This window comes from Flavobacterium sp. (genome assembly GCF_044348915.1).
Classification (GTDB): domain Bacteria; phylum Bacteroidota; class Bacteroidia; order Flavobacteriales; family Flavobacteriaceae; genus Flavobacterium.
Genome location: NZ_JBIKRX010000047.1, coordinates 1 through 22,880, shown reverse-complemented (window position 1 = coordinate 22,880; position 22,880 = coordinate 1). Strand labels below are relative to the sequence as shown.

At 35.5% G+C, this 22,880-nt stretch carries 23 protein-coding genes and 1 tRNA gene; 7 read left to right on the top strand and 17 right to left on the bottom strand.

The annotated features are described in order from the left end of the window. Window positions 1-106: 106 nt before the first annotated feature. The 16 genes from ACIQ1E_RS09335 to ACIQ1E_RS09260 form a co-directional block, all read right to left on the bottom strand. Entirely contained in the window at window positions 107-280 is a 174-nt protein-coding gene (locus tag ACIQ1E_RS09335; protein WP_396170812.1) for a molybdenum cofactor guanylyltransferase, read from the bottom strand. 8 nt (window positions 281-288) lie between these two features. Continuing rightward, on the bottom strand, window positions 289-1,020 hold the full coding sequence (locus ACIQ1E_RS09330; protein ID WP_396170810.1) for a sulfite exporter TauE/SafE family protein: 732 nt from the start codon (window positions 1,018-1,020) through the stop codon (window positions 289-291). 4 nt (window positions 1,021-1,024) lie between these two features. Beyond that, window positions 1,025-1,357 carry a winged helix-turn-helix domain-containing protein gene (locus ACIQ1E_RS09325; RefSeq protein WP_396170807.1) on the bottom strand — a complete coding sequence of 111 codons (333 nt, stop codon included), beginning with the start codon at window positions 1,355-1,357 and terminating at the stop codon, window positions 1,025-1,027. Between the two features lie 166 nt (window positions 1,358-1,523). Beyond that, window positions 1,524-2,699, bottom strand: coding sequence for a molybdopterin molybdotransferase MoeA (locus tag ACIQ1E_RS09320; protein WP_396170805.1), 1,176 nt, complete (start codon window positions 2,697-2,699; stop codon window positions 1,524-1,526). A 55-nt stretch (window positions 2,700-2,754) separates the two neighbouring features. Further along, on the bottom strand, window positions 2,755-3,693 hold the full coding sequence (gene moaA, locus ACIQ1E_RS09315) for a GTP 3',8-cyclase MoaA (RefSeq protein ID WP_396170814.1): 939 nt from the start codon (window positions 3,691-3,693) through the stop codon (window positions 2,755-2,757). 326 nt (window positions 3,694-4,019) lie between these two features. Further along, window positions 4,020-4,523 carry a DsrE/DsrF/DrsH-like family protein gene (locus ACIQ1E_RS09310; protein WP_396170803.1) on the bottom strand — a complete coding sequence of 168 codons (504 nt, stop codon included), beginning with the start codon at window positions 4,521-4,523 and terminating at the stop codon, window positions 4,020-4,022. A 15-nt stretch (window positions 4,524-4,538) separates the two neighbouring features. Next, entirely contained in the window at window positions 4,539-4,850 is a 312-nt protein-coding gene (locus tag ACIQ1E_RS09305) for a TusE/DsrC/DsvC family sulfur relay protein (protein WP_396170801.1), read from the bottom strand. A gap of 31 nt (window positions 4,851-4,881) precedes the next feature. Then, window positions 4,882-6,117 (bottom strand): NAD(P)/FAD-dependent oxidoreductase, encoded by a 1,236-nt coding sequence (locus ACIQ1E_RS09300; RefSeq protein WP_396170799.1) that lies wholly within the window; start codon window positions 6,115-6,117, stop codon window positions 4,882-4,884. 302 nt (window positions 6,118-6,419) lie between these two features. Continuing rightward, window positions 6,420-8,141: a sodium:solute symporter gene (locus tag ACIQ1E_RS09295; RefSeq protein WP_396170797.1), complete on the bottom strand. Its 1,722-nt coding sequence runs from the start codon at window positions 8,139-8,141 to the stop codon at window positions 6,420-6,422. A gap of 121 nt (window positions 8,142-8,262) precedes the next feature. After that, the gene (locus ACIQ1E_RS09290) at window positions 8,263-10,794 is read right to left on the bottom strand and encodes a PIG-L family deacetylase (protein ID WP_396170794.1); all 2,532 of its coding nucleotides are present in this window, start codon (window positions 10,792-10,794) and stop codon (window positions 8,263-8,265) included. A gap of 42 nt (window positions 10,795-10,836) precedes the next feature. Continuing rightward, window positions 10,837-11,367, bottom strand: coding sequence for a mechanosensitive ion channel domain-containing protein (locus ACIQ1E_RS09285; protein ID WP_396170791.1), 531 nt, complete (start codon window positions 11,365-11,367; stop codon window positions 10,837-10,839). 11 nt (window positions 11,368-11,378) lie between these two features. Next, a complete protein-coding gene (locus ACIQ1E_RS09280; RefSeq protein ID WP_396170789.1) occupies window positions 11,379-11,963 on the bottom strand; it encodes a Maf-like protein in 585 nt (194 codons plus the stop codon). Further along, window positions 11,950-12,882 (bottom strand): geranylgeranylglycerol-phosphate geranylgeranyltransferase, encoded by a 933-nt coding sequence (locus tag ACIQ1E_RS09275; RefSeq protein WP_396170787.1) that lies wholly within the window; start codon window positions 12,880-12,882, stop codon window positions 11,950-11,952. Before ACIQ1E_RS09275 ends, ACIQ1E_RS09280 begins: the two co-directional genes overlap by 14 nt. 125 nt (window positions 12,883-13,007) lie before the next feature. Further along, window positions 13,008-13,721 (bottom strand): ThiF family adenylyltransferase, encoded by a 714-nt coding sequence (locus ACIQ1E_RS09270; RefSeq protein ID WP_396170785.1) that lies wholly within the window; start codon window positions 13,719-13,721, stop codon window positions 13,008-13,010. 19 nt (window positions 13,722-13,740) lie between these two features. After that, on the bottom strand, window positions 13,741-14,397 hold the full coding sequence (locus ACIQ1E_RS09265; protein ID WP_396170783.1) for a TatD family hydrolase: 657 nt from the start codon (window positions 14,395-14,397) through the stop codon (window positions 13,741-13,743). Then, complete coding sequence (locus ACIQ1E_RS09260; protein WP_396170781.1) at window positions 14,397-14,999, bottom strand: DUF1684 domain-containing protein; 603 nt, start codon at window positions 14,997-14,999, stop codon at window positions 14,397-14,399. Before ACIQ1E_RS09260 ends, ACIQ1E_RS09265 begins: the two co-directional genes overlap by 1 nt. 132 nt (window positions 15,000-15,131) lie before the next feature. On the opposite strand from ACIQ1E_RS09260, the gene ACIQ1E_RS09255 reads away from it, so the two are divergent. The 7 genes from ACIQ1E_RS09255 (at window position 15,132) to ACIQ1E_RS09225 (ending at window position 22,133) form a co-directional block, all read left to right on the top strand. Beyond that, the gene (locus tag ACIQ1E_RS09255; protein ID WP_396170780.1) at window positions 15,132-16,358 is read left to right on the top strand and encodes an MDR family MFS transporter; all 1,227 of its coding nucleotides are present in this window, start codon (window positions 15,132-15,134) and stop codon (window positions 16,356-16,358) included. A gap of 170 nt (window positions 16,359-16,528) precedes the next feature. After that, the gene (locus ACIQ1E_RS09250; RefSeq protein WP_396170778.1) at window positions 16,529-16,888 is read left to right on the top strand and encodes a BlaI/MecI/CopY family transcriptional regulator; all 360 of its coding nucleotides are present in this window, start codon (window positions 16,529-16,531) and stop codon (window positions 16,886-16,888) included. Window positions 16,889-16,890: 2 nt separating this feature from the next. Then, window positions 16,891-18,561, top strand: coding sequence for a M56 family metallopeptidase (locus tag ACIQ1E_RS09245; protein ID WP_396170777.1), 1,671 nt, complete (start codon window positions 16,891-16,893; stop codon window positions 18,559-18,561). Window positions 18,562-18,624: 63 nt separating this feature from the next. Further along, window positions 18,625-18,768 (top strand): SsrA-binding protein, encoded by a 144-nt coding sequence (locus ACIQ1E_RS09240; protein WP_396170775.1) that lies wholly within the window; start codon window positions 18,625-18,627, stop codon window positions 18,766-18,768. A 106-nt stretch (window positions 18,769-18,874) separates the two neighbouring features. Next, a tRNA-Arg gene (locus ACIQ1E_RS09235) sits at window positions 18,875-18,948 on the top strand. A 207-nt stretch (window positions 18,949-19,155) separates the two neighbouring features. After that, window positions 19,156-19,725 (top strand): pentapeptide repeat-containing protein, encoded by a 570-nt coding sequence (locus ACIQ1E_RS09230; RefSeq protein WP_396170773.1) that lies wholly within the window; start codon window positions 19,156-19,158, stop codon window positions 19,723-19,725. Window positions 19,726-20,003: 278 nt separating this feature from the next. Then, window positions 20,004-22,133, top strand: a complete 2,130-nt coding sequence (locus ACIQ1E_RS09225) for an elongation factor G (protein ID WP_396170771.1) — start codon at window positions 20,004-20,006, stop codon at window positions 22,131-22,133. 73 nt (window positions 22,134-22,206) lie between these two features. On the opposite strand, the gene ACIQ1E_RS09220 is transcribed toward ACIQ1E_RS09225, so the two are convergent. Next, window positions 22,207-22,743: a hypothetical protein gene (locus tag ACIQ1E_RS09220; protein ID WP_396170769.1), complete on the bottom strand. Its 537-nt coding sequence runs from the start codon at window positions 22,741-22,743 to the stop codon at window positions 22,207-22,209. Between the last annotated feature and the right edge of the window lie 137 nt (window positions 22,744-22,880).

Here is a 22,880-nt window from a genome sequence, read left to right as displayed (position 1 = left end):
CTGCATCTTCCTTAAATCGCTTGTTAAATGTTATTGAATTCACACCTATAAATTTCTCCCTTGTACTCATTTGACAAAGGTAATACTATTTTCGTTTTTGGGCGGCCTAAACGCCTATACCTATAGAAACAATTACCACTTTTGTAAAAACGGCTTGCATTTGATCAATTACATACTGAATCATTGGTTTTCCTTCGAAAAGAAGCAAGCCTTTATCGGTGCCCATTCGAGAGCTTTTTCCGCCCGCAAGTATGTAACCAGTAATTGGTTGATTTTTCAAATCCATTATCAAGTAAATAGTAGTTTTAAAGAAGCAATAATCAAGACTACTGCCAATATCTTATTTAAAAAATCACTTTTAAATTTATTTGCCCCAAAATAGGACCCCATAATTCCACCAAATAAGGCTACAATTATCATCCATCCCATTTCGGTTTTAAATTCGAAACCATTGGTGAGCAAGCCAGCCAAGCCCGCTATTGAATTTACAAAAATGAATAAAGCGCAAATTGCCGCGGTTTTTTTCATATCGGCCCAATGCATCAATAAAATAATAGGAGTCAAAATGATGCCGCCACCAATCCCTATCATTCCCGAAAACAATCCAATGGCAGCGCCAATGAATAGCGCGAGATAAACGTTTTGTTTTACGTCAAATCGTTCCGTTTTGAATTGAATTCCAAGCAATCTCACTACCGAAAACAATAAAAGAACAGCCAATATTTTTTTATACAAACCAGCATCCACGGAAATCATTCCACCAATAAATGCGGCTGGAATAGAAGCAACTGCATAGGGCCAAAACAAATTCCATTTGAAATAACCTGCTCTATAATATTGAACAAAACCAATCAAGGAAACAAAAATATTCAATAGCAAAGCCGTCGGACGCATCGTTTCAGGCGCAAACGAAAAGAAAGCCATCAAGGCCAAATATCCGCTTGCCCCACCGTGCCCCACCGAGGAGTAAAGAAACGCAACCAACACGAGTAGCACATAAAATAATATTTCTAAATACATTCCATTAAATTGTTTTACAAATTTGTAATTTGAATTCTTCGAAAGCCGCATTCAATTTGATGTAACAGGCAATCAACTTCTCTCCTTCTTCAGTAACTACAGTGCCGCCACCACTTGAACCACCTGCATTTTTTATCACAAGAGGAGCATCTGCAATTGCATTCATTTTTTTAATCATTTCCCAAGCGTGACGATAAGAAATTTTCATTTCACTAGCCGCCGCCTTGATGGAGCCCGTTGTCCTGATTTTTTCGAGCAACTCTTTTTTACCCAAACCCATCAAATGACCTTTGCTGTTTTCTATTGAAAGATGCCCTTTGATTATTAAATTTTCCATATCTTCAAAATAAATTAGTTCGAGACAGAGCCCCGATAGGTATTAGCTAACTAATAGCCACCGATTCACAGATTTTAGGCAATCCTTTTTAATCTGTGAATCTGTGGCAAAAAAAAAACCGAAGCAAAGCTTCAAGCAATTAAACCTATAGTGGTTATAAGTTGATTTACAAAATCATTCTCAGATTTACCAAATCCCCTTTTTTGAAATATTCGCCTTCTTCATCGAATTCAATTAGACAATCGGCTACCGCAAAAGAATTCAGTTTGTAACTTTCTTGGTTGTTCAAAACCGTTACATTATTGTCTCCTATTTTTCCTTTTAAAAAGAAAGTAAGACCCGCTTTTTTATTAAAATCTTCCGTTAATGGCAATGCAATTTTCTTGAAATATTCTTTTTGAGTAAAACTACCAATCGCCTGAACTACATACTCATAAAAACAACTCATAACCGCCGCTGGATTCCCTGGCAAAGCAAATACCAAGGTTTGATTATGACGCCCAAAATAAAAAGGCTTACCCGGTTTCTGTTTGATTTTGTGAAATATTTTCTGAACCCCGCATTTTTCCAATGAAGCAGGAACCAAATCATAATCCCCGACTGAAACTCCACCTGTGAGAATTAATATATCCGAGCTCAATTGGTTGGTAATTGATTTTTCAATTTCTTCTTCAACATCATCTACCACTTCCACCGAAACAGGATCTATGCCTAACTGCTGCAATGCTGCGATCAAACCAATCGAATTCGATTCGAATATTTTTCCTTCGGAGATTTCGTCATCTGCTCCTGCAAGTTCTTTGCCTGTGACGATAATACTAACCGTTGGTTTTGAAAAAACGCTTACTTTATTAATACCAATTCCAGCCAAAAACGAAATCGCAACCGGTGTCAATAATTGTCCTGATTGCAAAGCCAATTCCCCTTTTTGAGTTTGTGAACTTTGTGGTCGAACATTGGCGGTCGCGACCAACGCAGCATCGAGAATCTGAAGAGCATTTCCCTCCCGATTCACTTTTTCTTGCATCACAACGGTGTCGGTTCCAGGAGGAATAGGTGCGCCTGTGTAAATGCGTACCGCTTCATTCGGTTGTACTATTGTGTTTGAATAACTCCCTGTTTGAATTTCGCCAATGACCTTTAAATCACTTTCTTTATCCCAGTTTTCAAAGGAAAAAACATAACCATCCATCGCGGATTGATGAAATGGCGGCGTGTCCATCACGGCATAAACTGGTTCTGCCAATATACTTCCGTTAGCTTCGAGCAAGGGTAATTTTACCACTTTTAAAGTAGAACAGTTTTCTTGTATTAGCTCTTTGGCTTCTTTTACGTTTATCATAATTATATTTATTTTCGATATGCCAAAAAAGGAATAACGGTTGTCAAAAAAAAGGTTATCCTCCTATGTTTATCATACTTCTGTTATCGATTTTTGTGGCATCAATTTTTTTATAATCCCCTTCAAATTGACCACCCAATGCTTCTGCTTTAGTTGCCACACATTGTCTGATTATGGGAACAATATCTTCTGAATTTCGCAGCGCAGCCAAAATATCAGCTTCCCCTTTTGAAAACAAACAATTCTTCATTTTACCATCGGCTGTCAAACGCATTCGGTTGCAATTGCCACAAAAAGGATCACTCATTGTACTGATCACCGCAAAACTTCCTTCGTGACCAAAAGGTTTGAATTTTTTGGCAGTTTCATTCACACCGTCTTTCATTCGGATAAAACTGTATTTTGTTGCTGCCACATCTAAAATTTCCTGATAACTAAATACTTTCTCGGTGTTCCATTGATTTTTATCAAAAGGCATAAACTCTATAAACCTGACGTGCACAGGTTGCTCTTTTGTCCATTCGATAAAATCCAGAATTTCTGAATCGTTGAAACCTTTCATTACAACCGTATTTACTTTGACGTGAAACCCTTCGTCGACCAGTTGTTGAATGTTGTTCCAAACCTTTTCAAAAACATTGCGCTTGGTAATAGCAAAAAATTGATCTTTATCGAGTGTGTCTAGACTTACGTTTATTGATTTAATTCCTGCTTTTTTAAAAACATCAATAAACTCGTGAATTCGAAGTCCGTTGGTCGTCAAAGTGAGTTCTATCGGATATTTAGAAAGTGCCGAAACAATTTCACTAAAATCCTTTCTCACCAAAGGTTCTCCACCTGTAAGGCGTATTTTATTCACTCCAAGTTTCACAAATTCACAAGCAATAGCATCTATTTCAGCGACCGACATCAATCGCGAAGACGGCATAAAAGTGGTGTTTTCGTCTGGAATGCAATACTGACAACGGAAATTGCAGACATCAGTAAGCGAAATCCGCAGGTAATCGTGTGCCCTTCAAAATTATCTTTCAACATAATTTATGATTTTTTGTGAATTTTGTTCTGTCTTATGATTTCAAATCAGTACTAGTGTATTATTTTGTTTCAAATTTAGGTATTCTTTTCCTAATTATTTGATGCAACCACAATTATTCAAACAAATACATTTTGTCGTATATAAAAATCCTAATAATCTATAATTTGTTCCATTTATTACAAAACTGATAAAAAAAAAAGCTGTCTACTTTAACAATAAAAGTAAATTAAAAAAGGCAATGGTTCAAAATAAACCATTGCCTTTTTATCCAACAAATTAAAAAACTATGTAAAAATAATTTGGGTTCTATCACCGTCACATAATTCATAAAACTCTCCAATGGTGATGATGTCTTTTACTTCATCCGAAAAATCGGCTTTAGTCAATTTGAACATATCCACTGCAAGTTTACAAGCGTAAATTGAACCTCCGCCAGCAGTAATCATTTCTAAAAACTCATCTACAGGTGGCATTCCTAATTCTTCCATTTGTTTTCTCATCATACTAGACACAGCCGATTCTACGCCAGGTAATCCTCCTAGCATTGTTGGAAAAGGGATTCCTCCCGGCATTTTCATAGCTGGGTTTCCCGTTGTTGCTGTATGCAAATGATTCATAGATTTTTTGGTGATTCCCTCAAGTCCAAAAAAAGTGAAAAACAAATTGGTTTCAATTCCTTCCATGACAGCTCCGTTTGCCATAACAAGTGCTGCATAAACATCTTCTAAATTGCCTTTAGCACAAATGATACAAACTTTTTCTAAAGGTTTTTTTTCTTTAATTTCCATTTTTAGACTATTAAATTAAATACAACTTTTGGGTTTTGGGATTCCAGCCATTTTACTGGAGAATTTCAATGGTCCTTTTGGAAACAATTCGTACAATTGTTTGATATCGACAATACCGCTTTTTCCAACACCTCTTATTGATAAGGCTACATCTTTTTTTTGCTGATCTTGTAAATAAGCGAGTACTTCAAAATGTTTATCGGTTACTTCATTGATTCCTATTTCTTTACCAATTTCAATTGCAATGTCCTTATTCCATTGAGATACATCAGTTAAATAGCCTTCTTTATCAACGCTAACTGTTTTTCCTGCATATACTTTTTCCATTTTTAAATTATTTATATATTAAACATTATTCTTAGTCAAAATTCTTTCCTGCTTTGCTCATTTTTGGAGTTATGAACGGTAACTTTCTGGCGGGCAACAGCATATTCCAATAAATCCATCTAAAAGCCAATTTGCCCCAATGATTCAACCGAGATTCTGTAAGCAGATTCAAAGGACCAATTCCTGCAAAAGGAAATTTGCCTTTAACGGGTTCGAATTCGTAATTAAAATCGATTAGAAGTGCTTTGCCGTGACCTGTTTCTATAAAACAATTAGCATGTCCATCAAAATCGGGTTTCAATTCTTTTCCTTCTATGTATAAAAGGATGTTTTCAGTTAGAATTTCTGCTTGGAAGTGAGCAACCGAGCCTGCTTTCGACGCAGGAACATTGGTACAATCGCCTAAAGCAAAAATGTTTTCTTTCACTTTTGTTTGCAACGTATTTTTATCTGTTGGGACATAGTTCATATCGTCACCAAAACCTGATCGAGCCATCAAATCATCTCCCATATTGGTTGGGATGGTAACTAATAAATCGAAAGGTACTTCATCGCCGCCATAATCAACAATTTTTCCATTTTCCCCATCGATATGTTCTACAGCAAAATCTGGCACAATTTTGATGTTTTTATCATTTAATAAATACGTTAAAGCGGTTGTACATTTCTCTTTTGTAAATGCACCAGAAAGTGGGGTAACATAAGTAATATCAACTTTATCACGCATGCCTTTATTTAGGAAGAATGAATCAGCAAGAAAAGCAAATTCTAATGGAGCAACTGGACACTTTATAGGCATTTCGGTAATATGAATCACTAATTTTCCACCTTTCCATTCTCGCAATTTGTCTCTCAAAGCCAATGCCCCTTCAAAAGTATAAAAGTCAAAAATAGTTTTGTACCAATAATCTCCTAGCATTCCTTGAACTTCTCCGGGAGCAGTTTTTGTTCCCGTGGCAAGAATTAAAATATCGTAGTGTAACTTTGTTCCGTTCTCTAATAAAACTGTATCCGAATCTTTATCAATGATATTTATCTTTTCTCGAACCAATTTTACCCCTTTTGGAATAAACTCATCGATAGATTTCTTAACATCTTCGGGTTTATAAGTATCAAAAGGTAAAAACAAAAATCCCGGTTGGTAATAATGTGTTTTGTACTGATCGACAATGGTAATTTCCCACTCTGATTTTCTTAATTTTTTATTGAGGTGGCTTGCCATCATTGTTCCAGCTGTTCCAGCTCCAAGTATCACTAATTTTTTCATAACAACTTTTTAATACTATGACATTAGAATAATTTGTCTTTTTTTTGATATTTCTATCATTAACAACAATTCTAATTCGTTAATTTCATAGGTTAAAAGTAATATGAATAAAAAAGAAGGAGGGTAACATTTGTTACATAACTCATAATTTTTGAAATAAAACTTCAATATTATCCGAATTGCGCAAAAACAGAGCTGTAAATTATGGATTTTCTGCGATTTATCAATATTCAGTAACTTGCATAAACAAAAAAAAGCACTGTTAAAACAATGCTTTTTCTGGAATAATGATAATTCTAAATTTAAGCAATACTCACTTTATCTTTTCTAAAAAACAGTTGCATAATGATTGACAAAACAATTGTCATCATCGCTCCTATAAAGTTGAGCCATAAATAGCCTAATTTTTCCTCGCCACTCGGGTAAATAAATATGGCAAAGTAATATATGATAAATATTGTAATTTGACTCAAAACAGCACTATAAAAAATAGCTTTGGCTTGAACGTGTTTGATATAAAATCCAACGAGAAAAATACCCAAAACGGTTCCGTAGAAGATAGAACCAACAATATTAACTAACTGGATTAAGTTTTCGAATAGCGTTCCGATACTAGCAAAAAGAATGGCGACAATTCCCCAAAACAAAGTAAAAAATTTGGTGACATTGACATAATGCGTTTCGTTTTTTTCTTCTTTGACATTTCGTTTGTAAATATCGATCGCAGTTGTCGAAGCTAAGGCATTCAAACCTGAAGCTGTTGACGACATCGCTGCCGAAATAATCACCGCTAGCAATAAACCTATGAGTCCCTTGGGCAAATAATGAAGGATAAAATGAAAGAACACATAATCCTTGTCGTTGGTTTCGCTCCGATCATCCGCTTTGCTGATGAGTTCTTTGGCGTGATCTCTCAAATCTTTCTCCTTACTTGAGATGGTTACCAATTCTTTTCGGAGAATCGGATTGTCATAATCCTGGTTTAGTTGGTCTATGTACAATAAGTTGATCACTTTTTTATCTTCAGAAAGTGCTTCCAGTTTTTTTTCTAATACGTGATACTGTTCCTTGTACGCCGACTTCTCTATAATGATTTTATTATTTGGATTAAAATTCAAAGGCACAGGATTGAATTGAAAAAAGACAAAAACCATTACTCCAGTTAGCAAAATAAAGAATTGCATCGGTACTTTGAGCAATCCATTCATTATTAAACCCATTTGGCTTTCGCGAACAGATTTACCTGATAAATAGCGTCCTACCTGCGATTGATCGGTTCCGAAATAGGCTAATGCCAAGAAAAAACCTCCAGTAAGACCGCTCCAAATGGTATATTTCTCCTCAGGGTCAAAAGAAAAATCAACAATATTCATTTTATCATTCGCCCCTGCAATATGCAAGGCATTACTAAAGGTCATATCGTTGGGTAAATAGTATAAAATGAGTAGAAATGTGGTGAACATACCTCCCATTATGACAAACATTTGCTGCTTTTGAGTAACATTTACTGCTTTTGTACCTCCAGAAAAAGTGTAAATAATCACCATAACCCCAATTACAATATTCATCAAGGTCAAATTCCAGCCCAATAAGGCCGATAAAATAATCGATGGCGCATAAATGGTCAATCCTGTTCCTAATCCTCTTTGTACTAAGAAAAGAACCGCCGCAAGCGAACGTGTTTTTAAATCGAACCGTTTTTCAAGATATTCATAAGCAGTATAGACCTTATACTTGTGATAAAGGGGTATAAATGTCAAGCAAATAACAACCATTGCTAAGGGCAAACCGAAATAAAACTGTACGAACCCCATTCCATCGTGATACGCCTGACCCGGAGTCGATAAAAAAGTAATTGCGCTGGCCTGTGTCGCCATAACCGAAAGTCCCACCGTAAACCAAGGAGTTTCGTTACTACCTAGGATATAATCTTCTACATTCTTACTGCCTTTTGTTTTCCAAACGCCGTAAATCACAATGAAAAGCAAGGTCACTACAAGTACAATCCAGTCAAATAGTTGCATAGGCTAAGAATATAACTTCATTAATAAACAAAAAATTAGAATGTATACAGCATTGGCAACAAGAACCCAAGTATAGCTTTTTTTCCAAGTTTTAACTTTTTTAGTTATCATAAAAGACGTATTAAGGTTTCACTTTTTGGGCAGGAATTTTATTGTCATTCTGAATTGAAATTAGGTTCGAAAGCAATTTGTAGGCTCCTGAAACACCTTCGGGTAGTTCTCTAAAGAAACTTAATCCCGTGTAAATATAATGTCCTTTTCCGTAAGGAGCGATTAATAGTGCTCCATTTTTTGGTGTTTCCCCTTTATCGTTAGACGATAAAATGGGTGTGAAAGCTTTATCGAATTCCCTAGGATAATATAAACCCTGCTCCTGTGTCCAGCCTTCAAAATCTTTTGAAGTGATCTTATTTGGAGTATTCAGTACAGGATGATTGGGCACTAAAAAACGAACTTCGGCGTTCTCCTGAGTCACTCGATCTGACGAAATTTTCAAAGGATATGGCGCAATATTATCGGTTACTAAATCACTAGAAGTATTGTATTGCACCAACATTGTTTTGCCGCCTTTGACAAAATCAAAAAGAATTTCTTGTTTGCTTACCAAAGCTTGAACGGTATTGTAGGCGCGTACTCCAGTCATAACCACATCAAAACCAGCTAGACTTTCCGGGGAAATATCGGCAGGATTAAGTAATGTCACTTTGTATCCCATTTGTGTCAAACTATTAGGCACTTCATCGCCAGCTCCCATGATGTAGGCAATCTTTTCCTCTTTAGTTTTCAAATCCATTCGCATAAACTTAGATTCAGCCGGTTTCAAAACTTGTTGCTTGGTAATATGATTGAAATCGATAACAACTTGCTCTTTGTCGTAGATTTTACCTTCAACTATGGCAATACTTTTTGCAACAGCTTCTTCTTGCGAATTGGGCGGTGTTACTTCGAAATAATAGGTTTGTTCAGTTCCTTTTTTATCAAGAACAAAAGAAATCGCTTTGGGTTGAACAGTCCAACTGCGTGGTAATTCGAGTTGTAAATCGCCTTTAACAGCGTCCTTGCCCGACTTAATCTTTACGGCAATATATTTCTTTTTTGTATCTCTAAACAGGGAAACTTTATCAAGAATACTGGTAGTAACCACAGGAACGATATCCAAATAATTATACATTTCGCCTTTGACATCATCATTGTACTTATACACCACAGTGCGTTCAAAAGGAATTTCGAATCCGTTGATTTGAATATTAAAAACCACTTTAACTTCTCGAATGATATCTGGATTTCCAATATTTTTTTGGTCGTTGACCGCGTACATTCCAACTGTTCCTTTTTCTTTTAGCCAATACGGCTCTGTATTTCCAATTGTTGCTGGTAATTGCACTTCAAGGGTACTTCTTTGAGAGCTATTAAAATTTAAAGGTAAATTCTTCAGGGTAATTTTTTGTTCAGGCAAAGTCGTTACACTCACAAATTGCATTGGAACAGAACTCCGATTTATCGCTTCGAGTTTTAAATTCAAAACGCTCGATGTAGTAGCCTCTTGACTTAGTGCCACAGCTTCGAGATACAAACCAGCACAAGCGGCAATCGTATTTTTAATTTCTTCTGATTTTAAGGGTTTCCAATGATTATCATCTAATGCTTGAATCATTGCGTAGGCTTTTGCCAAAATAGGAATACTCGCCTCTGGCTTTGCAAAATCAAATTCTGCAGCTGTTTTTGATAAAAGTTCCCCGATCGGCTTCCCTCCTTTTACGCGATTCCAAGTCGTATCAATACCTTCGAAAATCGAAGTTTTGTTTTGAAGTGGTGATCCGTTGATCAATTCTAAATATTCAGTTTCCTCTCCTCTTGTCCCAGTACTTCCGAATCCTTGCGACTGGTGACGACTGCGGCTTAAAGCGGCTATCTCTTGATTCGACTTTCCTATTGAAGCGTAATAAACTCCTGTTTTCAAAGACATCATATTCGTTTTATCGGCCGCATTAAATTTTTCTTGACTTCCGTAAAACCACCAAGAAGTATTGAAAAACTGGCGTTTGGCTTGCCAAGGCTTGACTAAACTCAATTGCTCAGGAAAAAAACTTGGATCATTGGTTTTATTAAAACTTTCGAAACTCAACATTGCCGAAGCGGAATGATGTCCGTGTGTATTACCTGAGGTACGATGATCGAACCGATTGATGATCACATCGGGTTGAAATCTTCTAATGGCCCAAACTACATCGGCTAGTACTTTTTCTTTATCCCAAATTTCAAGTGTTTCTTCGGCATTTTTAGAAAAACCAAAATCATTGGCTCGTGAAAATAGTTGTTCACCACCATCAATTTTTCGAGCCTCGATCAATTCTTGTGTTCGAATTACTCCTAACAATTCTCTAAGCTGAGGACCAATCAAGTTTTGACCTCCATCGCCTCGAGTAAGCGATAAATAGGCTGTTCTAGCCTTGGTTTCATTTGATAAATACGATATTAATCGGGTATTTTCATCATCAGGATGAGCAGCAACAAATAGCACTGAACCTAGAAAATTCAATTTCTGAATTTGATTGTATATTTCTACCGAATTCGGTTTTTGGGGCTGTTGCGCATTAGAAAATTGAACGAAAAAAAGGGATATAACAAGAGCTAAAGTTAAGGCTTTCTGCATTATTCTATGTTTTTTGTTTTGGCAAGATTTCAAATGTAGTAATTAATCTGTAAACTCCATTTCTTCTTCGGGCTGTTTCAGTATTGTAATTCCAATTTGCAACATCAAATTATTGGGATAAACAATTATTTCGCCTTCTTTGGTTTTCAAATAAACGTGAAAAGCTCCAATATCTTCTATTTCGGCTTGGATAGGAAAATCTTTGTCGTGAATAATAATGTTATCTCCAATTTTATAGGGAAAGGAAAAGAACAAGATAATACCCGAAGTAATATTACTTAAGATAGACCACTGTGCAAACATGGCCACCCCAACAATAGTTGTAAAAGAGGATAATACAAAGAAAATATCTTTAGTTTGTACGCCCCAAATGATGATTAGTGCAATTACCGCTAGAATATTCATCAGCAAATGAATGTATTTGAGCACTAATCGGGTTCGTTTTTCGATGGTTTGGCTTCTTTTGGCGAAACTCCGAACCACTTTTGAAACGATAAGCCGCGACAAAATAACCAAGATTAGTAAAACTCCTGTTGCGATCAATTCTTTTGTAAAATCATTTAGGTAATCCATAACCATAATTTTTAGGCTAATTTACTCAAATATTCGTAAACTTTATCGGTAGGCATTCCCATAACATTGGCATAGGAACCTTCAATTTTAGAAACAGCTACAAACCCAATCCATTCCTGAATCCCGTATGCTCCCGCTTTGTCGAAAGGTTTGTAATTTTCAATATAATACCGAATGGCTTCATCGCTCAATTCGTTGAAAGTAACTTGGGTCACTTCATACATTACAGTTGTTTCGGCATTGGTTTTAAAACAAACTGAGGTGATCACTTCATGAGTCGCATTTGATAATGATTTCAAGATTTCAAAGGCATCTTGCTCGTCTTTTGGTTTGCCCAATGCGTTGTTATTGTGCCAAACAATCGTATCGCTAGTAATCAGGATTTCGTTGTCATTCAATTCGCCTTCAAAAGCGCTGGCTTTCAATTCGGCTAAATAATTGGTGATTGCTTCGGCTTGCAATTCGGCTGGAAAAACCTCTTCAATTTCTTTCAATCGAATCTCGAAATCCAAATCCAAATCCTTGAAAAATTGCTGGCGTCTTGGCGAACCTGATGCTAAAATGAGTTTGTATTTTTGTAATTTAGTTGCAAGCATTGTATTTAATGTTTAGGTTGATAACCACAATCGAAAGTATTCCGAAAAACAGAATCCATTTTAGAACGGTACTCAAATGATGAAAATCTTGGGTTGTTTTAGCCAACCACATTTTGGTTGTAAAATAGAGTAAAGGAGCCAATGTAAAAACCAATCCATATAGGGTTCCATAAATCAATCCCGATGAAAATAAGTTACTATTGATATAATTTACGATTAAAATTACAGGAATAAAACTCAAAACAAAAACCAATTTTCCTGTGCGATTTGCGCCCAAAACAATGGGTAAAGTACTCATTTCTTGATTCGAATCACCTTCAACATCTTGTAAATCTTTTACAATTTCTCGAATGAAATTAATGATAAAAGCAAAAATAGCATAGTCTAAAAGAATACCAAAAATCAATCCCATAACAGGACGATTTTCTTCATTGGTTATAGGAAATAAATCAAAAATTCCTATGATAATTACACTAAACGAAAGCAATAAAGCCACAATAAAATTGCCAATAAGCAAGCTTTGTTTCAAGCTCGTGGCATAAAAATAAAGCGTTGCTGCAATAATGATGAAGATGGAAGCAAAACTGGGTTTATTGATTACATTCGATAAATAAAAACCAATTGCAACACCAATTACGGTAAAACCAATATACAAACTATAAGCCTTCGTTTCAGAAATGAACTTACCAACAATCACATTTTCGGGTTTGTTTAGGTTGTCAGTTTCCACGTCAAAAATATTATTGATAATGTAACCAGCAGCAGCTATAAAAATGGTAGCCAAAACCAAACAACAATATTGCCAATGGTTCAACGCCAGCGGAATATTTTGCAATTCCAAAAACCCATATCGGAATATGAGCTGCATCACCGCGAGCATCAGTAGGTTTTGGTAGCGAATGAGTTTTAGGTAATTCATAGTTTTAGTATTCAGTGGTCAGTGGTCAGTTTAGGAGTGATCAGTTTATAAGAAATTAGGAGATAGTGGTCAGTGGTCAGACTAAACACTTAATGCCTGAACACTGAACACTATAAAATTGAACACTACTTCTTCAGTAAATATCGTATTACCGTTTCGGCAGCATACAAGCCAAATAACCCCGGCATATAACTATTGGTTCCGTAGAACGATTTCTTGAAATTGGAACCATCGGTCATTTTTAGACTGCTTTGATCTTGAATTTCTGACGAAAAAACAACTTTCAATTTATCAATTTTTTCTTTCTTCAATCGGCGTCGAATGGTTTTGGCAAACATGCAATTGATGGTATTGCTAATATCAGCCACTTTAACTTTAGCCGCTTCCATCTTACCTCCTGCTCCCATACTGCTAATGATTTTAACTCTTTTGCGTTTGGCAGCAATGATCAAATTCAACTTTGGAGTAACGCTATCAATACAATCTAATACATAATCGTATTCGTTAGAAACAATTTCGAAGGCTCTTTCCGGAGATAAAAATTCTTGCAATCTAATCAATTTCAATTTAGGATTAATATCCATTAGTCTATCTCCTACTACCTGCACTTTTGGTTGTCCAACAGTTGAATGTAACGCAGGCAACTGTCGGTTGATGTTGGTAATATCGACAATATCACCATCTACAATCGTCATTTTCCCCACTCCTGCTCTTGCCAAAAATTCAGCAGCAAAGGAACCTACACCTCCCAATCCTACAACCAAAATATTGGAATTTCTTAGTTTGTCTAATCCTTCTGCTTTAAATAAGAGCTCGGCTCTTTCGGTCCATTCTGCCATTCTGTTTGTTGTTTGTGGTTTATTGTTTATGAAATTCAAAAACCGTAGTATAATTTTTACTTACAATTTCCTGTAATTCACTTAATTCTAATCCTTTATATTTCGCAGCCAAAGCATACACAGCTCGAATTCCTTCCTCGACCATATCGGTTTCCAACAAGAATCTATCGTTTGAAATACTTTGAAAAACCGATTCCAATTCTGGGTTTCTTAATAAATTTTTACCAAACGAAACATAGAATCCATTATCTATTAATTGCTTGGCAAGTTCTATTTTCTTGGAATATCCGTGGACAATCATTGGAACACTTATTTTCAATCTTTTCTTGATTTCAATCAGTTCTTGAAAAGCAGCAACACAATGAATCACGACTGGTTTATTGAATTTTTCGGCCAAAGCCAATTGTCTTTCGAAAACCCGTTGCTGCAACTCAAAAGGAATTTCGCTGCGTTTGTCCAATCCACATTCGCCAAGAGCCAAACATTCGGGCAAGGCTAATTTTCCGTTAACAATTTGAAAATCACTTTCCAATCGGTTTTCGTTAATGTATAACGGATGAATTCCGATGGAATAAAACGGAATCGAGTCATCAAATTCCTGTGGATATTGATTGACCAATTCCAACACCTCGCGTTGATTCGTATATTGATGCGTATGTAGATTGAAGTATTTCATTAGTCGTGAAATTTCTTAACTCCAGCTTGAATCTCTATTTTCAAGTCGTTTTCCAAGGGTACTTTTGGGCAAGAATATTTGTGATTATAAGCACATAACGGATTGTAGGACGTATTGAAATCAATAAATATTGTGTTTCCTGTTGGTGTTTTCATATCGATATATTTCCCACCTATATAACTTTCTTTTCCGCAAGTCAAATCGGAAAAAGGCAGGAACAAATAGTCTTTATATTCCTCTTTTTTGGATAATTCAATGTTTCTGTAAATGTTCAATTGGCATGGTTTTCCATCAATCACAAAATGTGCTTCACCATACTTTACATACATCGGTTTTCTGTCGGTTGAAGTTTTCATTTCGAACGGTTTTTCATTCTCCGTTCTAACGAATTTTGCATGGACAAAGAACTTTTCGTTTATAGGATAAAAATCTAAAGTCTTGAAAACAGCCAAATCTTCAGTGGTTAACGGGCTGGTTTTAGCATCAGCATATTCTGTATTTAACTCTTTTTGGAATTTTTCGACTGCCGCAACATCAAATTTTTCTTGGGCAAAACCAAAACAGAATACCGTTAAAAATAGTAAAGTTTGAATTGTTCTCATTTTTTTTATTTTGAGCAAAAATAGTTTAAAAGTTAGAAAGGCACAAAGAATAATTTTTTGGAAACATTGCTTGGAGTATCACGATGCCAGCCAATAAAAATCTTTGTAGCTTTGCCAGCAAGAAATATACCTATGCTTAGAACAGGACTTCGTAGTTACATCAACAATTTCAAAGGTTTCCGTCGTGAAGTTTGGATTCTGGCGCTCATTACTTTTATCAATCGCGCAGGCACGATGGTTTTACCTTTTTTATCCAAATATTTAAAGGAAAATTTACATTTTACCTACGGTGAAGTGGGCTGGATTATGGTGGCTTTTGGGTTGGGTTCCATGCTGGGTTCGTGGCTTGGTGGCAAATTGACCGATAAAATTGGGTTTTATAAAATAATGATTTTCAGTCTGTTTACGAGTGGAATTCTGTTTTTTATTCTGCAATACATCACGAGTTTTTGGGGATTATGTATAGGAATGTTTACCATTATGACTATAGCTGATATGTTTCGTCCAGCGATGTTTGTCTCTCTGATTGTTTATGCCAAACCCGAAAATAGAGTTCGTGCCTTGTCATTAGTGCGTTTGGCAGTTAATCTTGGTTTTGCAGCTGGCCCAACATTAGGAGGTTTGATTATTTTGGGAATGGGGTACCAAGGATTGTTTTGGGTCGATGGTAGTTCGTGCATTATAGCCATTCTCATTTTTGCGATGACCGTCAAAGAGAAAAAAAGAATTCCTCTTACTGCAGACGAAAAACTGACGAATATCAACCGAAAATCGATTTTCAAAGACAAACCTTTTTGGCTGTTATTGTTTATCATTTTTATCATTGCAATGGTATTTTTCCAATTGTTTACGACACTGCCATTATATCATAACGAAAAATTTGGCTTGACCGAGTTTCAAACTGGTCTGCTTCTTTCCCTGAATGGACTGTTGGTTTTCTTATTAGAAATGCCTATTGTAAGTAGAATTGAAAGTAAAAAAATCAATAAAATAAAAATCCTCGCCTATGGTGCTCTATGTGTAGCCTTAGGATACTATATTCTGCTAGTTGATTCTTGGATTTTTGTATTGGTAATAAGCATTGTTTTACTCACTTTTGGAGAGATTTTTGCGTTTCCCTTTTCGAATGCTGTCGCCTTAAACCGAGCTCCAAAAGGACAAGAAGGCCAATATATGGGCTTGTATACGATGAGTTTTAGTTTGGCTCACATTGCTTGTTCTAAAACAGGATTAGACATTATTGAGCATTTTGGTTATCAAATCAATTGGATTGTTATGGGAAGCCTAGGAATGTTGGCAGTTTTTTGTTGCCTTTGGCTGAATCGAATGTTGGTAGCTGAAAAAAGACTAGTAGCATAAATTCTACTAGAATAAATAAATTGCCACGGGTTTAAACCCGTGGCAATTGAAAGTATATGCTGCAAATATCACAATTATCTTATTACAAACTTAAAATTTAGTTAAATAACTAAAAAAATAGTTTACTAACTATAAATATAGTTGTATGTTTGTTTTCAAATCGTACAACTATGCAAAAACTAACCAACAAAGAAGAGGAAATTATGCAAATTTTATGGAAGCTCAAAAAAGCTTTCGTAAAAGAAGTTCTGGCAGAAATTACCGAAGAGCAACCTCATTACAACACCCTTTCGACTATAATCCGAAACCTTGAAGAAAAAGGTTTTGTGTCACACAATGCCTTTGGCAACACACATCAATACTTCCCTATCGTGAAGATGGAAGACTATAGAAAGCGGTTTATAAATACCGCTATCGATACTTATTTTGATAGTTCCTATAAAAATATGGTTTCCTTTTTTGCCAAAGAAGAGAAAATTTCAGCCGAAGAATTACGGGAGATTTTAGCGATGATTGAACAAAAACAATAGTTATGGAAACGCTATTCATTTACCTCGTCAAATCCAGTGGATTAATAGGAATGTTTTACTTGGCTTACATTCTTTTGCTGCGTAAAGAAACTTTTTTCAGCAGCAATCGTTGGTTTTTATTGGCAGGATTAATCAGCTCGGTAGTTTTGCCATTGGTAGTTTTAAAAAAAATAGTTTGGGTTGACCCCAGCCCTACCACTTTCGATTGGTCGAAAATTCCAATGACAATTCCTGCTGAAAATGATGCTTTTGAAATCAACTGGTATCTTATTTTCGCCATTGTGTATTCGATTGGAATTCTGGTGTTCTTGATGAAATTTGCTTTTGATTTTTATAGTTTAACCAAGATTCTGAAAGGAAAAACCATCCAACATCACGCCGATTTCAAGTTTATTGATGTAAATGAAAATATTGCTCCTTTCTCCTATTTCAATTCTATTGTGTATAACTCATCACTATACAGCGGCACCGAATTGGAAAATATTTTGGAACACGAAAAAGTACACAGCGCACAAGATCATACGGTTGATGTTTTGATTTCAAGACTGTTTTGTGTGGTATTTTGGTTCAATCCGATGGTATGGTTGTATAATCAAGCTATTGTTCAAAACTTGGAATTCATCGCCGACAGCGAAGCTTCTAAAAACATATCCGACAAAAAAGCCTATCAACTGACGCTTTTAAAAATTACGACACAGGAAAATTGTGTTGCCGTTACCAATCATTTTTATCAATCATTAATCAAAAAACGAATCGTTATGTTAAACAAAAATCAATCAAACAAAAGGAATTATTGGAAGTATGCCGCTGTGCTTCCCTTATTAGGTGCATTTTTATTCTTCTTTCAGGTAGAAGTCGTTGCCCAGGAGAAAGCGGCACCAAAACAAGAAACAAAAACGGATCCTAAAATTGAAAAAAACTTGACCACTTTATCAAAAGGAAAAGAAATTATTATCAATGGAAAAGTTTCTAGTCAGGATGAATTAGATAATTTAAATCCCAATGAAATTAAATCAATAGCTGTAAATACAAAAACAGACAGACCAACTATTGAAATAGACACTAAAAATGTTCCAATACTAGTTAAAATAACGGACAAAGACATTTACATTGATGGAGTAAAAGCCACCAATGCAGCATTTTCGGAATTAGATCCAAATGCTATAGACAAAGTAGAAGTCAATACCTTTGAAAATAGTGTTAAGATTACTACGAAAACAATCAATATATCAGCAGATAATTTTAATAATAAAATTATCTCAAAAGAAAAACCGCTCATTATACTAAACGGAAAAAGAACCCTAACTACTTTTGAAGATTTAAACAAATTGGATCCAAATTTAATTCAAAGTATAAATGTTTTAAAAGGAAAAAAGGCCATAGACAAATATGGTAAAGATGGTGAAAACGGAGTTATGGAAATTATTACTAAAGAAAATGCTGACGGTTTAGAAATATCTCCAACCAAATCTAAAAACGAATCCGAATTAGATAAAGGTGAAATAGAAAACACAGGAAACGAAACTGTTTTTTCAAAAGAACGATGGCTCGAAATGTATAAATCTATTTGGAAAGCTAAACATTCATTAGAAAAAATGAATACTCAAAAAGATCAAGCCAAAGTGGAACTTGAAAAAGCAAAACAATCACTGAAATCAAAATTATTCTCTTAATAAAAACGAAAAAGACTACTGAATTCAGTGGTCTTTTCTATTTTTGCAAAATAAATTCAACTTATGTTCAAAATCCTAGCCAAAATAAACAAGCTTATTCTTCCGAGTTTCACTAAAAAGAGACTGGATTTAGCCAAAGCCAGCAAATGGCAAATGGCAATCATTGGTTATCGCTATTACGTAACTACAAGAGCACTAGATTGTTGATTACAGATTTTAAATTACAGATTGCAGATTTTATAAAAAATTGATTTAATTTCAATTTACAGTTTGCAAGATTGCTAAAATTACCTATATTTGCACCCACAAAATAGGCCTCGTGGCGCAACTGAATAGCGCATCTGATTACGGCTCAGAAGGTTACTGGTTTGAATCCAGTCGAGGTCACTTAAGAATGGAAAGCTCAAACGAAAGTTTGGGCTTTTTTTGTAAATATTTGGTTTCGAGCTCGCTCAGGAAACCAAATATTTACAAAAAAGTTTTTCAATCTCTGATTGAAAAAGCTTTCCATTTCCACTACGGAGCTTAGTCTGGATGTTGCGAAGCAAAATCCAGATAAGAAAACTCAAACAAAAAGGATTTAAACTTAAAAAAATGACCCAATATTTCCTTGACGTCGAATACAACAACCTCACTTATGGTGAACAAGAGGTCAATTTAAAGGAATTTGAATGCTGTACTTTCAACAATTGTGATTTTTCGGACTGTAATTTTATTGGAGTCGTTTTTATCGACTGTACTTTTAATGACTGTATTTTTAGTGGAGCCAAAATCAATCACGTCGCTTTACGAACTGTGCTTTTCAACCGATGCAAAATTGAGGAAGTGAATTTTGCAATGTGTGACAAACTGATTTTCGAAGTTCATTTCAAGGAATGTATTATGGATTTTTCGAAGTTTTACACACTAAAGATCAAAGGAACCACCTTTCTAGATTGCAGTATTATCGCAGTCGATTTTATGAATACCGATTTGACCGAAGTACTTTTCGACAACTGTGACTTATACCGCTCTGAATTTAGCAAAGCCAATCTCAGCAAAGCCAATCTGAAAACGAGTTACAACTACACCATCGATCCAACGAAAACCAAAATTAAGAAAGCTGTCTTTGCTTTAGAAAACTTAAAAGGTTTACTCTTCAGACACGATATCATTGTGAGTTGACACAGTTTGCCCTGTTCCCAACCTGATTTATCGCTAACTATTATAGTCAATACTTTTCTTCAATATGTATTTCACTAATACCTTCTGATTTGAAGTTGTACCGTCTTTTATTAGTTTGAAATCCTCTCGAATTTTGTTGCAAAAACCGCTACTAAAGAAAAACCATACTCTTCCATTAAATAACGATTATATACTGTATAAAATATGATATATATCATAAACTGAATAATTATTTTATTTGAAATTTGATACATTAATCTAATTTAAATCAAATAGATATGGCAAATTTTGATATCAACCACATAAAAAATGTGGTTTTAGTGGGTCATACCGGAAGCGGTAAGACGACCTTAATTGAATCGATGTTATTTGAAGCAGGCTTAATTAATCGTCGAGGATCGATTTTAGAAAAAAACACTGTAGCCGATTATTCGGATATTGAACACGAAAAAGGCAAGTCCTTTTTTTCTAAATTAGTGAATACAAAATGGAGAGGATATAAAATAAATCTTTTAGACACACCAGGTTATGATGATTTCGCTGGAGAAATCATTGGAGCAATGCGCGTTGCCGATTGTGGTTTAATGCTTTTGAACTCCTCAATGGGGGTTGAAGTCGGCACCGATATTATTTGGGAATATGCGAATGACTATACACTACCGATAATATTGGCTGTAAACCAATTGGATAATGAAAAATCAGACTTTGATAAAACTATACAAGAAGCCAAAGAGCATTTTGGACCAAGCGTTGTCGTAGTTCAATATCCTTTCAACCAAGGCCCCGAATTTGACGCCATTATCGATGTTTTGAATATGGTAATGTACAAATACCCTGCAAATGGAGGAAAACCAGAAAAACTGCCAATTCCTGAAAGTGAAACTGAGAAAGCCAATCGTTTGCACCAAGAATTAATCGAAACTATTGCTGGAAATGACGAAAACTTGATGGAGCTTTATTTCGAAAAAGGCGAATTGAATGAAGATGAAATGAAATTAGGCTTGCATCATTCCTTGATAAAACACGAGATTTTCCCTGTATTTTGTGTTTCAGCCAAGAAAAATATGGGTAGCGGAAGAATTATGGGATTCATTGATAATGTTTGCCCATCGGCCTATGAAATGCCCAAACAAAAAACAGTCGACGGAAAAGAAATTGAATGCAGCGAAAAAGGTCCAACTGCCATATTTATATACAAAAACCTATCAGAGCCTCATATCGGTGATTTAAGTTTCTTCAAGGTACTTTCAGGCAAAGTAAAAGTCGGCGACGAATTGACCAACGAAAATACAGGTCAAGTCGAGCGTATCAATCAAATGTACGAAGTCGAAGGAAGCAAGCGTACTGCTGTAAATGAATTGACCGCTGGAGACATTGGTGCCACATTGAAACTGAAAGACACCCACATCAATAACACGCTACACGAAAAAGGAAAACATATCGAAATTACACCTATTATATTCCCGAATTCTACTTTTTCGATTGCTGTAGAAGGCACTAAAAAAGGAGAAGAAGAAAAACTATCGATGGCTTTGCATCAATTGGTTGAAGAAGATCCAACCATCAGAATTGAAGTTTCACCCGAATTAAATCAGACGATTATTCATTGCCACGGCGAACTGCATTTGGCTATCATTAAATGGAAATTAGAAAAACAATTCAAACTATCTGTTGATTTCAAAAATCCAAAAATACCGTATCGAGAAACCATACAAAAAAGTGCGGAAATCACCTATCGTCACAAAAAACAATCGGGTGGTTCAGGACAATTTGCCGAAGTAGCAATGAAAATCGAACCTTGGCACGAAGGAATAGATGAACCCAAAGGCTACAACATCCGCGGAAAAGAAGAAATCAATTTGGCTTGGGGTGGCAAATTAATTTATTACAATTGCATCGTTGGTGGCGCAATCGACACTCGTTTTCACCCTTCGATTATGAAAGGAATTATGGAAAAAATGACCAAAGGCCCTTTGACCGGTTCTTATGTGAGAGACGTTCGCGTGATTTTATACGACGGCAAAATGCACCCTGTTGATAGCAACGATTTAGCATTTAAAACCGCAGGAATGATGGCATTCAAAGAAAACTTTGTACAAGCTGACCCTCAACTATTAGAACCCTTCTATCACATCAAAGTTCAAGCACCTGAGGAACTAACAGGCGCGATTATGAGTAATATTCAAACGCACAGGGCCAATGTAGAAAGCATGGATGCCGAAGGTCAATTTACAATAATAACTGCTTTCCTTCCTTTTGCAGAAATGCAGGAATTTGGTAGTGATTTGCGTTCCTTAACTCAAGGACGAGCAAGATTTACCGCTAAGTTTGATCATTACGAATCTGTTTCTTTTGATATGCAGAAAAAATTAGTTTCCGAATTCAAAAAAGAAGAAGAACTGGTTTAAACGCATTTCGATCTAATTTTAAACAAAAAGTTCCGCAAAATTTGCGGAACTTTTTTATTTAATCGAATCTTAGTTATTTACCAAACGACTTTGAAACTCCAGCTCCAAAAGAGAAACTATCGTAGGCATTCCATTTCATATCGTACACAAGATTCACAACGAACTCCCACTCATTCGGCAATTCTACAGCATATTCCGTACCAATTCTAGTTAAAAACAGGTTCTCTTCTTTCTCGAATTCGTATCCCATTCCCGCTTCAAAAGTAAAATGTTTGCCAGGTTTATAGCCACCAACCAAAACAGTGGCAAAAGGTTCTGACCTTTCTAATTCGTTGCCGTCCTTATGTTCTACAATAAAATCTTCAAGTATCACATCATTGTGAAGACCTATTCTCAATTTTGGACTGAAAACAAAGTTATAATCGAGCGCAAATGACGGAAAGGAAATCCATTCAGTCTTACCGTCACTTATCCCATCTTGGATTATCGTATGAGTTAGCAAACCAGTAATTGAATGGTAAGGTTTAAATTTCTCAGATTTAATTTCTCCTTCTTGTGCAAAAGAAGAAATCATAATAGTAAGCATCAAAAAACAGTAGATTTTTTTCATTTTTATTAATTTAATAGGTATAGGCGCTTAGAGCACCCTTGTTATCTATTGATTTTATTGATATTTATTCAAATTTCACCATCTTTTTCATTAACACATCGAAGATTGTCCCCATATTTGACCTTCTATTGTATCTA